This is a genomic window from Streptococcus gordonii, assembly GCF_001553855.1.
Lineage (GTDB): Bacteria > Bacillota > Bacilli > Lactobacillales > Streptococcaceae > Streptococcus > Streptococcus gordonii.
Genome location: NZ_LQWV01000002.1, coordinates 1 through 14,333 on the forward strand (window position 1 = coordinate 1; position 14,333 = coordinate 14,333).

Here is a 14,333-nt window from a genome sequence, read left to right on the forward strand (position 1 = left end):
AATCGGCTTCCACGAGCGCATCTGTATCTGCGAGTGAGTCTGCATCCACAAGTGCCTCAGTAAGTGCCAGTGAATCCGCGTCGACGAGTGCGTCTGTAAGTGCGAGTGAGTCGGCTTCCACGAGCGCCTCGGTATCTGCGAGCGAATCCGCTTCCACAAGTGCCTCAGTCTCTGCGAGTGAATCAGCTTCGACGAGCGCCTCAGTATCTGCGAACGAATCAGCCTCCACGAGCGCATCCGTGAGTGCAAGCGCGTCCACGTCTACGAGTGCCTCAGTATCTGCAAGTGAGTCCGCATCGACGAGTGCGTCCATAAGTGCGAGTGAGTCTATATCAATAAGCACATCTGTTAGTCAATCTATGTCTGTTAGTGAGTCACTATCATTGAGTGTTAGCACATCAACACTACACAGTCAGCTAAATGGTATATATGAAAGCGAATTGAATTCATTAAGCCTTTCTGAAAGCTTATCTATGTCTCAATCGCTTAGCCAAAGCCTATCTGATAGTCAATCTACTTCAGCAACTCAATCAATGCATGACAGAATTTCTAAAGGACAACTTCCTCGAACAGGTGAATCTGAAAGTAAAGCATCCATTTTGGCTTTAGGCTTAGGAGCTTTGGGATTGGCATTTAAGAAAAGGAAGAAAAAGGAGTCAGAGGACTAATCATTAATTGAAGCAGGAAGTTTCCAAACTTCCTGTTTTGATTTTGCTGTTTAAGTCCTTGATGTTCTAGCTTTTTCTAGCAATATTTTATATAATATCAAGTATAGCTTGATGAATTTGTACTTAATATAGACAATTAAAATTAGGATAAGAGTTATCAAGACGATCACAAGTATTATAGACATAAAAATGGGGTAAAAATCTTGATTTGAAAAACTCTTTCTAATTTTGCAAAAATCTTTATGATTTCTTGATTTTACAGTTGAGAAAGAGCTTCAAATAATTTTCGAGATTCAGATTTAATTAGGGTGTAATCGTATAGGGAGTAAGTTTGCTAAGTGGATAAGTTAGATAATATAAATAAAGCAATCTATGATCAATACCGATCAGTTGTTCTTTGTGCCAACTTTTCTGATTGTAATCAAGTTTTAACAACCATCAAGTCCATTGTCTGCCACAATCGCTTTATCAAGTTTTATGTCATCAATAGTGACTTTCCAACAGAGTGGTTTGTTAGCATGCGGAAAAAGCTGGCCAAGCTGGACTGCCAGATCATCAATGCTCGTTTGTCTGCCTCGCTGGTATCAAATTGTAAAACGGATAGTAGTTATACAGTTTTCCTACGCTATTTTGTAGCGGATTTTGTTGAGGAAGACAAGGCTTTGTATTTGGATTGTGATATCGTTGTCACGCGGGATTTAAGCTCCTTATTTGAAACAGAACTTTGGGATGCACCACTTGCTGCGGTCAAGGATCTGGGTGGAGAAGTATACTTTGGCGAGCAGATTTTTAATTCAGGTGTTTTACTGATTAATGTGAACTACTGGAGAGAAAACGATATTGCGGGTCAATTGATTGAGATGACTGATAACTTACATGATAAAGTTACTCAGGATGATCAAATCATTCTTAATATGCTCTTTGAAAATCGCTGGCTGGAGCTGCCTTTAGCTTATAACTGCATTACGCTGCACACGACCTTTTCGGATTATGAGCCAGAAAAAGGTCTCTATCCGCCGGTGATCCACTATCTAACTGAGCGCAAGCCTTGGAAAGAGTATACCCAGTCCATTTATCGTGAGGTCTGGTGGTTCTATCAGGGGCTGGATTGGTCGGATATGCAGGAGCCAGTCGGAGCCCTGACTCAAAAAATGGTGGAAGGGGGAGAGGGCTCAAGTCTGTCCTGCCTAGTCTACACCTACTCTTGTGACCTGATGCATATCAATTATCTGATTCAAGCCCTGCCTGCCTGTCATTTCTACATTGCTGCACCGGTAGTGGTGGCAGAGCCAATCACGCGTCTGCTCCAGTATCCTAATGTCAGTGTCAGCTCAGATATTGCGGGCATCCCGGCTCTCTTGGAGTCACTGGAAGCCAAGTCTCAGCTGCTGCTGGATATCAATGCCGGTGATGAGGTGGGAGATATTATTGCTCGCTTTAAGTCTGCTGGCAAGCCAGTCTTTGCCTTTGATAGTACAGTCCATGGCCAGCAGGGGCAGGAAGTCTTTCCAGCTGATAACCCTGAAGTCATGGTGCAGGCTATTGAGAAACTTAGATTGGCCAAGCCTGAGGAGCGGCAGATCTCTGTACTCTCTATCGACCAATCGCTGGATTATCTTTTGGAGAAAGGTGCTTCAGTGGTTCGCTTTGGAGATGGGGAGATGGATTTGATTGCAGGTCGTGGTATCCCTTATCAGGAGTACGACCCCGAGCTTTCAGCGCGCTTGAGAGAGATCATGGCTATGGAGAGCGATGAGCGTTTGATGGTCTGCCTGTCCGATGTATTTAGAGGGCTGGAACGCTATTCCATCGACGCACAGAACTTTTGGAAAACTCATTTGCATCAACATATGGCAGATTATCTAGAAATTTGCCGAGCACCTTGGTACGGATCGACCTTTATTTCCCGTCCTTATATTGACTTGGAAGATAAGACGCCGTCTGCGGGCTATTTTGCAAAGCTCAAGCATCTATGGCAGGACAAGGACCTCTTGATAGTAGAGGGATTGACTTCTCGCTCTGGTGTGGGCAATGACCTCTTTGATGGGGCTAGGTCCATCAAGCGGATTATCTGTCCTTCGCGCAATGCCTACAGCAAGCTGGAGGCCATCAAGCAGGCTGTTCGAGAGCATGTGGATAATCGTCTGATTTTGATCATGCTTGGTCCGACGGCCAAGGTCTTGGTCTATGATCTGGTTCAGGAAGGATATCGCGCGCTGGATATTGGACATATTGACTCAGAGTATGAGTGGTTCCAGATGGGAGCTAGTCACAAGATCAAGCTATCGCACAAGCATACAGCTGAGCACAATTTCGATCAGGATATTGAGTTTAGAGACGACCAAGCTTATGACAGTCAGATTGTTGCCAATCTGGCTCAGGAATGAAGATTAGAAAAAGAATATGAAAGTTAATATTACCAATCTATACGGTATGTCTAGCCAGAGTACGGCCTTGATTGCCCAGAATGATGTGACCAAGCTAGCCAAGCAGCTGGGCTTCAATGAACTGAGTTTTTATTTTTACGATATTTATAGCGACAGTCAGTCGGAGCTCAGTCGACGTCTGGACGGTATCATGTCTAGTGTGGGCTATGGTGATGTGGTTATCTATCAATCTCCGACTTGGAACGGCCGGGAGTTTGATCAAGCCTTTATTAGCAAGCTCAAGATTTTGCAGGCTAAACTGATTACCTTTATCCATGATGTGCCGCCACTTATGTTCCCGTCAAACTACTATCTGATGCCGGAGTATATCGATATGTACAATCAGTCAGATGCGGTCATCGTGCCTTCTGAGCAGATGCGGGATAAGCTTCTGGCAGAGGGGCTGACGGTGGACAAGCTTTTGGTCCAGCGCATGTGGGATCATCCCTTTGATTTGCCCATGCACCAGGCTCAGTTTGCACCTAAGCTGTATTTTGCAGGAAGTGTGGAGCGTTTTCCGCATTTGAGCAACTGGTCTTATGCAACGCCACTGGAGATTTTTTCACCTGAGGAGGAGACAAGTCCAGATGCTAATGTCAGCTATCGCGGCTGGGTCAGCCGGCCAGAGTTGCTCTTGGAGCTGTCCAAGGGCGGTCTAGGCCTAGTCTGGGGTGTTGAGGAGAATCCAGCAGACGAGCCGGAATACTATGGTCTCAATATCTCTCATAAGTCTGCTACCTATCTGGCAGCTGGGATTCCGATCATCGTCCCTTCTTACCTGTCCAATGCAGAGCTGATTCGCGAGCGCGGTCTGGGCTTTGTCGTAGACAGTCTGGAAGAGGCCAGTCGGATCGTTGAAAATCTGACTGTCGAGGAGTACCAGACTATGGTCGAGCGGGTTAGAAAGTTCTCTTACCTGCTCAAGGATGGCTATTTCAGTAAAAAAGTGTTAATAGATGCGGTGATGGAAGTCTTGTCCTAAAATTCTCAAGCCATCATCATAAGGAGTCAGAGTGAAGTCATTTTTTAAACCGCTTATTCTCAAAAAGTTTCTTTGGACATTACTTTTCGTATTTATCTATGTTTTGGGAAGTAAGTTGACTCTTCCATTTGTTGATGTCTCGAATATAGCTAAACTAAATGGAGATTCAGTAACCCTAAATTATGCAGCTGCTTTGATGGGTGGAAATTTAAGGAGTATGTCTTTCTTTTCGATTGGGCTAGCCCCTTGGATGTCCTCCATCCTCATTTGGCAAATGTTCACCGTTTCGAAACGATTGGGGCTTAATAAACTTTCTATGGAGAGTCAAGAAAAGAGACGAATGTTGTTGACTCTAGCTATTGCTCTAATCCAATCTTTAGCTTTAGTTCTTAATTTGCCTTTGAAGACAGTGGTAGGAGTTGGACAAGGAACGATTGTCTTCTTGAATACCTTGATCTTAATAGCGGGAACATATTTTCTTATTTGGCTGACTGACCTTAATTCATCAATGGGACTTGGGGGTTCTATTATGATTGTCATGGTCAGTATGATTTCCTATATTCCTCAGGACATATGGCTCTCTATCCAAGAACTCAAAATTTCTCCTCTTATTTTAGCTCTAATAGGCTTCTTTAGTCTTTGTTTTCTATATCTTGCTGTTCTAGTTGAGAGAGCCAAGTACAGAATACCTATCAATAAGATTAACATCCACAATCGTTTTAAAAAGTATTCCTACTTAGATATCCGAGTGAATGCTGCTGGGGGTCTTCCTATTATGTATGCCATGACTTTGGTCAGCATTCCCCAGTATTTCCTCATGCTAGTTCTGTTTTTTCAACCAAATAATAGGCTGGTGAAAGAATGGATTCTAAGCTTAGCGATGGGGGAAATACCTTGGTTGATTCTCTATCTGCTGACTATTTTTATTCTGGCTTGGGCTTTTGCTTTTATTAATGTTAACAGTGATCAAATTGCAGAGCGGATGCAAAGGAGTGGGGAATATATTGAAGATTTGTATCCTGGTGAAGCAACCCGTCGTTATATTCACAAAATTGTAGGTTATTTTGCCTTTGTCGGAGCGCTTTACCTAGTTTTGGTGGCTGGTCTTCCAATGCTTCTGATCCTCTTGGATATTCGTTATATGAGGCTTGGTATGATTCCTGGTATGTTTATGATTTTTATTGGCATGGTCTTTTCTATTAAGGATGAGGTAGATACTTTAACACTTAATGACCGTTATCATTCATTGTTCTAGGAGGAACTATGTATTATTTTATTCCTTCATGGAGTGGAAGTGGAAAGAGGGTTTGGCATCGAGATATTATTCCCTGGTACCGCTCTATGCAGAGACTTGAGTTCGATGACACTATTCATCAGATTCGGATTTTTCAAAGTGAGAATCTGCCAGTCAAACTCCTCTTACAAGCTTATATGCCACATGCCCGTTATTTTTTACATCGCCAAGATATCTTTGAGACGGAATACTATTCAGTTTTTGATGAGATTCAGGCTGTAGAATCTAATGATATACAGGTTTTACAAATCAAAGATCTTGAATGGGAAGATGATTGTGAATTTATTTATACTCCATTTTTGATTATCGTACGCAGGCAAGGACAGCTTTATGCTCATGTCGAGTTTGGAGTAGAAGGCTTTATCAGTTTTATCAAATTTTTCAAGGATGATCAGCTGGAAAAGCTAAATATTTTTGATGATAGAGGTTTTGTTTCTAGTATCGTCTATTATGAAGATGGTCAGGAAGTATACCAGGACTACTTAAATCCAAATGGAGATTGGCGTATACGAGAATATCTAAAATTTGAAAATAGTCATATAGTAGTCAATCCAGTTTTTTCTCGAGACTTTGATAAGCTGGAGTATGAATGTATGCCAGATTTGATTCTTGAGAAGTTGGGATATTATATTTCTCATAATGTTGAAGAAGACAGCCGATTTGTAGTCGCTACACAGCCTTTTACTAATCAAGGAATGCTAGATCTGTTACCTCAACATTCTCATAGTATTCTCAGTTTTTTCCACGAACGTAATCAAGCAAGCAATATAGAGAATCTTAAAGCTGATTTGGAGTATGCGGACTTGGTATTGACAGATCGAATGGATTTCAAAGAGACTCTTCAGAATCATTTTCCACTTCAGGCAGAGAAGGTTCATTACTTATCTCCTTTTGATACACGTTTGCAGCTAGGAAAGAGTCAACAACGTCACGAGTCAAAGATTTTTTATCAAATTGATCTTAGTGAACTTTTGAATGACTATGCTATTTTTAAGGTTCTGTTTTATGTAGCCCAGCATCCAGACACTGAACTGGTTATCGGTGTATACAATGCATGGCAAGAAGGTATTAAACAGGTGGAAGATAAAGTAGAGGAACTTATTTCTGATTACTTGGATTTAAAAGATTTTATCAAAAAATCTTATAAAAATAACCAAGCAGAAAACCCTTTACCAGAAAACCAAGAGTTGGAATACCGATTTAGGATTAGGAACATTACAGATGAGCTTAGCCTGATTCAAGAGTTGGATGATACTCGTCTTATTATTGATTTAAGCTAGCAACCTAATCTTTATACACAAATTGCCGGTATCTCAGCTGGTATTCCACAGATCAATCTGGTTGCTTCTGACTATGTGACTCATTTACAAAATGGCTATATTCTTGACTCTATCTCTCAACTTGCAGTTGCTGCAGATTATTATTTACAGGGGCTGAAAAATTGGAATCAGGCTTTGATTTATTCAATCGAAAAGATCAAACTGAATACTGGACATCAAGTAATTGCCCAGTGGGAGAAGTGGCTCAAGGAGGCTGTAGATGCAAAATAAGCTGAAAATCTTACAGATTGGTTCTATTGATTGGAGCAAGGAAGTAATGATTCCGGATAATATGGATTGGTATTATTTCTTTCCTCACTCTCAGCTAGCCATCAAAAAAGTTATGGAAATGGAGAAAATCAGTCATTTCAGCGCCATTATTGTAGACGATTTAGATTTGATTCCAGATTTATTTTTGATTGAATCAAAAATCATTCCTTATACTATTTTTTACAGTAAGGAGCAGCAAGCCAGTCAAGAGTCTATTACCTTTTTCCTAAAGAGATACTGCGCTCAGCAGATAGATCTAAGTGATAGACCAGACTTGCTGAGAAAACTTTCTAAGGCACTTTTTCGTGGCCAATATGGAGATAAGATGACACCTCTTGATATGGTCGTTAGTCCAGGTTTTAAGGGCAGGATTTGTCACAATGGCTATGAAAATTTGGAATTGGAAGGGAATTTTGGGTCAGACTTTAGGCCAATTGTGTCTTGGAAATATAATATTGTAGCAAGCAAGAAAAATCCTGTGGAAATCTGGCTTGAATATGAAAAAGACTTTAGTTGCGAACTTCGCTTAAGAATTTATAATATTCAGGAAGGTTCGGCTGCTGATCTTGTTAGAGAATCATTTTTTTCAGAAACTGATATGCAGGAAGCTATTGTTTTAGATAATGATTTTACTTCTTTTTTAGGAATCACTTTAGAAGCTAAAGGCTTTGGTTCTTTAAAAATCGGTGCCTTCCATCAGCGTTTGACTCGCTATCAATTTGGAAAGTTTGTATTGGGAGGTAAAATTTTAAAGGATAGACATCGGCAGGAAATCAATTATTTCTTTTATCCTGGTGATTTTAAGCCGCCTTTGGCTGTTTATTTTTCTGGCTATCGTAGAGCAGAAGGCTTCGAAGGATTTGGTATGATGAGAGGTCTAGGTTGCCCTTTTCTTTTGATTTCTGATCAGCGATTAGATGGTGGTGTCTTTTATCTAGGTAGCGATGAATTAGAAGAAGGTATTAGACGCATAATCCAAGAACATATGGAATTACTAGGTTTTTCTGAACGAGAATTAATCCTATCCGGTATATCCATGGGAACCTATGGCGCCGCTTATTACGGGGCAGATTTTAGCCCTAGAGCAATTATTTTATGTAAACCACTTGCTAATCTTGGAACGATTGCTAAACGAGGCCGTCTTCAGTTACCAGAAGTTTTTCCGATGGCTCTTGATATACTTCATCATCATACAGGAGGAAAAGACCTAGAAAATGTTATGGAGCTAGATAATCGTTATTGGGAAAAAATTAAAAGGGCGGATTTAAGCCACACTATTTTTGGCCTGGCCTACATGAAGGAAGAAGACTATGATCCAACAGCTTACGAAGATTTAGTACAATACCTCTATCCAACTGAAACCCAGTTAATGAGCAATGGGATTTCAGGTCGCCATAATGACGATTCTACTATGGTGATCAATTGGTTTATGAATTATCATCGCATCATACTGGAAAAAGAATTTGGAAGAAAGAAATGAAGATTCAAAAACATAAGGAAATTTACTGGGGAGAATTGAGAGGTGCGTCTATCTCAAAAACTAGAAAAGATTTCACCTACTTGTATGGTTCAACCATCATATTTCATTCTCCTGACCAGGTCTATTTTGAAAACAAATTAATGGCTTCTGGTCAAACGATTCATGAATGGTCCTCCAGTTGGAACTATCAAGGAGATAGACAGATTCCTTCCCTTCCTTTGCTAAAAAGGGGAAGATCTTATTCTTTGACTAGAGATATGACTTCCTACCCTTCCGAAAGTGTTTTTTTAAAACTTATTTTTTTCGATCGTTATAATAGAGAGGTTAGCAATCATGTAGAGCGTTCGAATAAAATGACTTTTACTTACCCTAAAGAAGCTTACAGCTATAAAGTACAGCTTCTTAGTGCGGGTGTTGAGTCTTTTGAGTTTCGTTACTTAAGAATTGAAGAAATTTTAGAGGAGTCAAATGGTTAAAAATTTTTTTCATATTCGGCGCTTAAAGAAAATTCTAGCTAAAATTAAGAGTTTTGAAAAAGAGATGTCAAGTCTGTCAGATTTAGACCTACAGAAAAAAACTGTCGAATTCAAGAAGAGATTAGCTGATGGGGAAAATTTGGATCAACTTTTGCCAGAAGCCTATGCTGTTGTTCGAGAAGCGGATAAAAGGATTTTAGGATTGTTCCCTTACGATGTCCAAGTCATGGGAGCAATTGTCCTCCACGAGGGAAATATTGCTGAAATGGCGACAGGTGAAGGTAAAACTTTGACAGCGACTATGCCACTTTATCTAAATGCCTTGTCTGGTCAAGGAGCTATGTTGGTCACTCCTAATTCCTATCTGGCTTTGCGAGATGCGGAAGAAATGGGACCTGTCTACCGTTTTTTAGGCCTGACAATTGAGACAGCCGTGAGAGCGGATGAATCCAAGCCTTTGGAGACCAAGGAGAAACGTAGGATCTACCAGGCAGATATCCTATATACAACCAATAGCGCTTTAGGATTTGACTACTTGATTGAAAATTTAGCCGAGAATAAAAAGAATCAATTTCTAAGAGAATTTAACTACGTCATCATAGATGAGATTGACTCTATTCTTTTAGACAGTGCGCAAACTCCTTTGATTATATCTGGCGCTCCGCGTGTCCAGTCAAATTTCTATGACATGATGGACACTTTAGTCCAAACTCTCTATGAAGATGAGGATTATTGCTATGATGATGAGAAGAATGAAGTTTGGCTGACCCAGAAAGGAATTCGAGCAGCAGAGTCTTTCTTAGGATTAAACCATCTCTTTTCCAAAGAAAATCAGGAATTGGTTCGACATCTCAATCTAGCCTTGAGAGCTCATATGGTTTATAAAAAAGACCAAGACTATGTGGTACGACAAAGTGAAAATGAAGCAGAAGTAGTGCTTTTAGACCGTGCAACCGGTCGCCTTATGGAATTAACTCGTCTTCAAGGAGGGCAGCATCAGGCGATCGAAGCCAAGGAACATGTTAAACTAACTCAGGAAACACGTGCCATGGCCTCCATAACTTATCAGAATCTTTTTAAACTCTTTCGAAAACTCTCGGGTATGACTGGGACTGGAAAAGTTGTAGAAAGTGAATTTCTAGAAACTTATTCTATGTCTGTCGTTAAGATTCCAACAAATTGCCCTGTCATTCGAAGAGATTATCCTGATCAGATTTACCAAACCTTGCCTGAAAAAGTATTTGCTTCACTGGATGAAGTAAAGCATTATCATGCAAAAGGAAATCCTCTTTTGATATTCACTGGTTCTGTTGAGATGTCTGAAATCTATTCTTCTCTCTTACTGAGAGAAGGAATTGCTCACAACTTGCTAAATGCTAACAATGCGGCTCGAGAAGCACAGATGATTGCTGAATCTGGCCAGCTTGGTGCGGTGACTGTAGCTACATCCATGGCTGGTCGAGGAACAGATATTAAATTAGGTCCAGGAGTAGCTGATCTAGGTGGCTTGGTTGTTATTGGAACTGAAAGAATGGAAAACCATAGAATTGACCTACAAATTCGTGGCCGTTCAGGCAGGCAAGGTGATCCGGGGATCAGTAAGTTTTTCATTTCATTGGAAGATGATTTACTTAAGAAATGGGGTCCAGATTGGATAAAAAATTTTTATAGGGATTATTCTTCAGAAGATTTTGAGAACAACCCTATCTTGCTTAAGCAAAGACGTTTTAAAAGACTTGTTTCAAAAGCACAAAAAGCCAGTGAAAGCAATGCTAAATTATCACGACGCCTGACTTTGGAGTATGCACAAAGTATGAAGATTCAGCGAGAACTGACCTATGCGGAGCGTAATCGCTTACTTGAAGATACAAATGAGATGGAAGAGGAAATCAATCGAGTTCTTGAGTATGTCATTCAACAAGTTGCCTATGAACAAATCTTTGAAAATAGGGCAGATTTTTATCGATTTATTCTGCATCATTTTAGCAATCGGGCTGAAAGAATTCCGCAGGAGTTTGACATTCACTCGTCAAAAGAAGTCTCTTATCTTCTTCAATCCATTGCTGAGCAGGAATTGTTGGCAAAGAAAAGCTATCTAAAGTCAGACAAGCTTTATAGTCAATTCCAGCGTCTTGCTATTCTTAAAGCGATTGATGAGAACTGGGTCGAGCAGGTAGACTATCTGCAGCAACTCAGGACAGCCTTGAGCGGTCAACATTTCTCTATGAAAAATCCTTTGGTAGAATACTACCAAGAAGCTTATGATGGTTTTGAATATATGAAAGAACGAATGAAACACCAAATTGTTAAGAATCTTTTAATGAGTGAATTGGCACTCAACCCCAAAGGAGAGGTCGTAATGTACTTCCCATAGGATGAGGAAAATATGACAGTATATAACATCAACTTAGGCATCGGCTGGGCAAGTAGTGGTGTAGAATATGCCCAAGCTTATCGAGCTCAGATTTTAAGAAGAATACAGCAGCCGGCTAAGTTTATCTTTATGGATATGATTTTAGCGGATAATATTCAGCATTTGACGGAAAATATTGGTTTTCTGGATGAGGAGATTATCTGGCTTTATAACTATTTTACTGATATCAAGATTGCACCGACGACTGTGACGCTAGATCAGGTACTGGCTCAAGTTGCAGGTCAGCCAGAGCGCTCAGAGAAAGAGGGCAAGATTGTCCGTTATTTCTATCCGCAGGATGATCAGTTTATCACTTGCTATCTGAGACAGGAAGACCAGGACTTTGTGGAGCATGTGGAGTATGTCTCGCGGGGGAGATTGATTCGCAAGGATTATTTCTCCTATGTCCGCTATGCCAGTGAATACTTCGCGCCCCATAATGACGCCGCAACCCTCTACCAGCGCCGTTTCTACCATGAAGACAGCAGTGTGGCTTATGACATGCTGATAGAGGATGGTCAGGAAAAGCTCTATCGCTTTCCAGATCGGATTTTCTATTCCAAGGCTGAGCTGGTTCGTTATTTTCTCCAGTGTTTGCAGTTGCAGGCAGATGACGTGGTTATCTTGGATAGGGAGACAGGGATTGGTCAGGTTGTCTTTGAGGAGAGCCAGAAGGCTAAGCTGGGAGTAGTGGTCCATGCGGAGCATTTTAGTGAAAATGCCAGCAGCGACGACTACATTCTCTGGAACAATTTCTATGACTACCAGTTTACCAATGCAGACAAGGTAGACTTTTTCATCGTGGCAACAGAAGCTCAGAAAAGGATTCTAGAACAGCAGTTCCAGCATTACTCTGACAAGCAGCCCAAGATTGTTACCATACCGGTGGGGAGTCTTGACCAGTTGACTTATCCCAAAGAGCCTCGCAAACCTTTTTCTATGATTACGGCTTCGCGTCTTGCTACAGAAAAGCATATTGATTGGCTAGTGGCAGCGACTGTCCAAGCCCATGTCCAGCTGCCTGAGCTGACTCTTGACATTTACGGTAAGGGGGGCGAAGAGGAGAAGCTGCGCCGCAGGATTGAGGAAGCAGGAGCTCAGGACTATATTCGGCTCAAAGGGCATGCAGATTTGAGTCAGATTTATTCAGGCTATGAGCTTTATCTGACAGCTTCAACCAGCGAAGGCTTTGGTTTGACTCTGATGGAAGCAGTTGGATCAGGTCTGCCCCTTATTGGATTTGATGTCCGCTATGGCAATCAGACTTTTATCGATGATGATAAAAATGGTTATCTGCTGCCGGTCAGTTACAATCAGGTCGAGGACCAGATTATTGCTGCTTTTGTGGAGAAAATAGTAGCTCTCTTTAGCCAAGGACGCCAGCAGGAGATGAGCCAACACTCTTATCAAGTGGCCGAGAATTATTTGACCAGCCGGGTTGAAGCGGCTTGGTCCCAGCTTTTAAAGGAGGTCAGAGATGATTCAGCTCTTTGATTATTACAATCAGGAAACTCAGGATCTGCATGATTCCCTCCTTGCAGCTGGCTATGCCTGTCCGACCATTGTCATTGAGGCCAATGGCTTTCTGCCAGATGACATGATCTCCCCCTATTCTTACTTTCTGGGGGATGAAGAGGGAGTAGATCACCCGCTCTTTTTCAATCAAGTGCCAGTGCCCCCTTTCTGGGAAATCACAGGCGACCATCAGGCGGCGCGTGTCAGTGACATGGGAGAAGAAAGAGCACGGATACACTATGCCAGTCTGGCCAAGGGTCGCTTGGTCAAACAGGTGGATTGGCTGGATAAAAAAGGCCAGCTCCGACTGAGTGAGCGCTATAATAAGCAAGGCCGTTGCTTTGCCAAAACAGCCTATAAATCAGGCCAGGAGGCTTTCAACACGACCTACTACGGTACAGACGGTCAGGAGCGTATCGTGGAAAATCACGCTACTGGTGATGTCATCCTGACTCTGGACCAAGAGCCCTTGCGGATTTTTAAAAGTCGTGTGGATTTTATCCGTTTCTTTTTAGAGCGGCTAGACTTTGACTTGGATCACATTCTCTTCAATTCGCTGGCTTATTCTTTCTTGGTTTCCCATAGCTTGACAGGCCGAGCTGGCCAGGATATTCTATTCTGGCAGGAACCTCTGTATGACGAGCTTCCGGGCAATATGCAGCTGATTCTGGACAATAGTCAGCTGCGGACGCAGACCATTGTCATTCCAGACTTGGCGACTTATGAAAAGGCTATGAGTCTGGCAGCGATTGACCAGCAGCAGAAGTTCCTGCATCTGGGCTATCATTACGACTTCAAGCGGGACAACTACCTACGAAAAGATGCCTTAATCCTGACCCATTCGGATCAGATTGAAGGCTTAGAGACCTTGGTTCAGTCCCTGCCGCAGCTAGTATTTCGCATCGCTGCCCTTACGGAAATGTCGCCTAAGCTCTTATCTATGCTGTCCTATAAGAATGTCGTCCTTTATCAAAATGCCAGTCTCAAGCAGATTGAGCAGCTCTACTTGGAATCAGACATTTATCTGGATATCAATCACGGCGGTCAGGTCCTGCAGGCAGTGCGCAAGGCTTTTGAGAACAATCTCTTGATTCTAGGCTTTGAGCAGACCCTGCATGACAGGCACTACATTGCCCGAGAGCATATTTTTGACAGCAGCCAGCCAGCTCAATTGGCATCAACTTTGGAAGAAGCCTTATCTGGTGTTGAGCAGATGCGGTCAGCCTTGCAAGCTCAAGGCCGACATGCCAATGATGTACCAGTCAGTCTTTATCAAGAGACTCTCCAAGCTATATTAGGGGGTCAACATGGCTAAAAAAGATTTATTTTATAAGGATATTGAGGGACGGTTATCTGAGCTCAGGCATGGCAAGCCCAAGAAAGAAAAGGCCAGCTTGGGTGAAAAACTCAACAAAGCTTTTGTCATCGCCTTGGGCTTGATGATTTTGATTGGCTTGATTTTTACATTAATTGGAGTCTTGAGGAAATAA

General features: G+C 41.8%; 9 protein-coding genes and 3 pseudogenes. 11 read left to right on the plus strand and 1 reads right to left on the minus strand.

What is annotated here, in order from left to right; all coding sequences use genetic code 11:
- A pseudogene (locus tag AWH02_RS11280) lies at positions 1-313 on the minus strand (cell wall protein); the annotation flags it as partial.
- A gap of 127 nt (positions 314-440) precedes the next feature.
- On the opposite strand from AWH02_RS11280, the gene AWH02_RS11285 reads away from it, so the two are divergent.
- The 11 genes and pseudogenes from AWH02_RS11285 to asp4 all read left to right on the plus strand — a co-directional run bounded on the left by AWH02_RS11285 (position 441) and on the right by asp4 (position 14,333).
- The gene (locus AWH02_RS11285; RefSeq protein WP_282954019.1) at positions 441-668 is read left to right on the plus strand and encodes an LPXTG cell wall anchor domain-containing protein; all 228 of its coding nucleotides are present in this window, start codon (positions 441-443) and stop codon (positions 666-668) included.
- 380 nt (positions 669-1,048) lie between these two features.
- Positions 1,049-3,055: pseudogene (locus AWH02_RS01245) on the plus strand (SP_1767 family glycosyltransferase); the annotation flags it as partial.
- Between the two features lie 16 nt (positions 3,056-3,071).
- The gene (locus tag AWH02_RS01250) at positions 3,072-4,076 is read left to right on the plus strand and encodes a sugar transferase (protein WP_048779355.1); all 1,005 of its coding nucleotides are present in this window, start codon (positions 3,072-3,074) and stop codon (positions 4,074-4,076) included.
- A gap of 31 nt (positions 4,077-4,107) precedes the next feature.
- Positions 4,108-5,331 (plus strand): accessory Sec system protein translocase subunit SecY2, encoded by a 1,224-nt coding sequence (gene secY2 / locus AWH02_RS01255; protein ID WP_048779359.1) that lies wholly within the window; start codon positions 4,108-4,110, stop codon positions 5,329-5,331.
- Between the two features lie 8 nt (positions 5,332-5,339).
- Positions 5,340-6,920, plus strand: a pseudogene (gene asp1 / locus AWH02_RS01260) (accessory Sec system protein Asp1).
- Positions 6,910-8,439, plus strand: a complete 1,530-nt coding sequence (gene asp2 / locus AWH02_RS01265) for an accessory Sec system protein Asp2 (RefSeq protein WP_060553704.1) — start codon at positions 6,910-6,912, stop codon at positions 8,437-8,439. The pseudogene asp1 and the gene asp2 overlap by 11 nt, the downstream one beginning before the upstream one ends.
- Positions 8,436-8,915 (plus strand): accessory Sec system protein Asp3, encoded by a 480-nt coding sequence (asp3, locus tag AWH02_RS01270; RefSeq protein WP_045634946.1) that lies wholly within the window; start codon positions 8,436-8,438, stop codon positions 8,913-8,915. Before asp2 ends, asp3 begins: the two co-directional genes overlap by 4 nt.
- Entirely contained in the window at positions 8,908-11,289 is a 2,382-nt protein-coding gene (gene secA2 / locus AWH02_RS01275; protein WP_060553703.1) for an accessory Sec system translocase SecA2, read from the plus strand. The genes asp3 and secA2 overlap by 8 nt, the downstream gene beginning before the upstream one ends.
- Positions 11,290-11,301: 12 nt before the next feature.
- Positions 11,302-12,822 (plus strand): accessory Sec system glycosyltransferase GtfA, encoded by a 1,521-nt coding sequence (gtfA, locus tag AWH02_RS01280; RefSeq protein ID WP_048774708.1) that lies wholly within the window; start codon positions 11,302-11,304, stop codon positions 12,820-12,822.
- On the plus strand, positions 12,806-14,158 hold the full coding sequence (gene gtfB / locus AWH02_RS01285) for an accessory Sec system glycosylation chaperone GtfB (protein WP_060553702.1): 1,353 nt from the start codon (positions 12,806-12,808) through the stop codon (positions 14,156-14,158). The genes gtfA and gtfB overlap by 17 nt, the downstream gene beginning before the upstream one ends.
- Positions 14,151-14,333 (plus strand): accessory Sec system protein Asp4, encoded by a 183-nt coding sequence (gene asp4, locus AWH02_RS01290; protein ID WP_060553701.1) that lies wholly within the window; start codon positions 14,151-14,153, stop codon positions 14,331-14,333. The genes gtfB and asp4 overlap by 8 nt, the downstream gene beginning before the upstream one ends.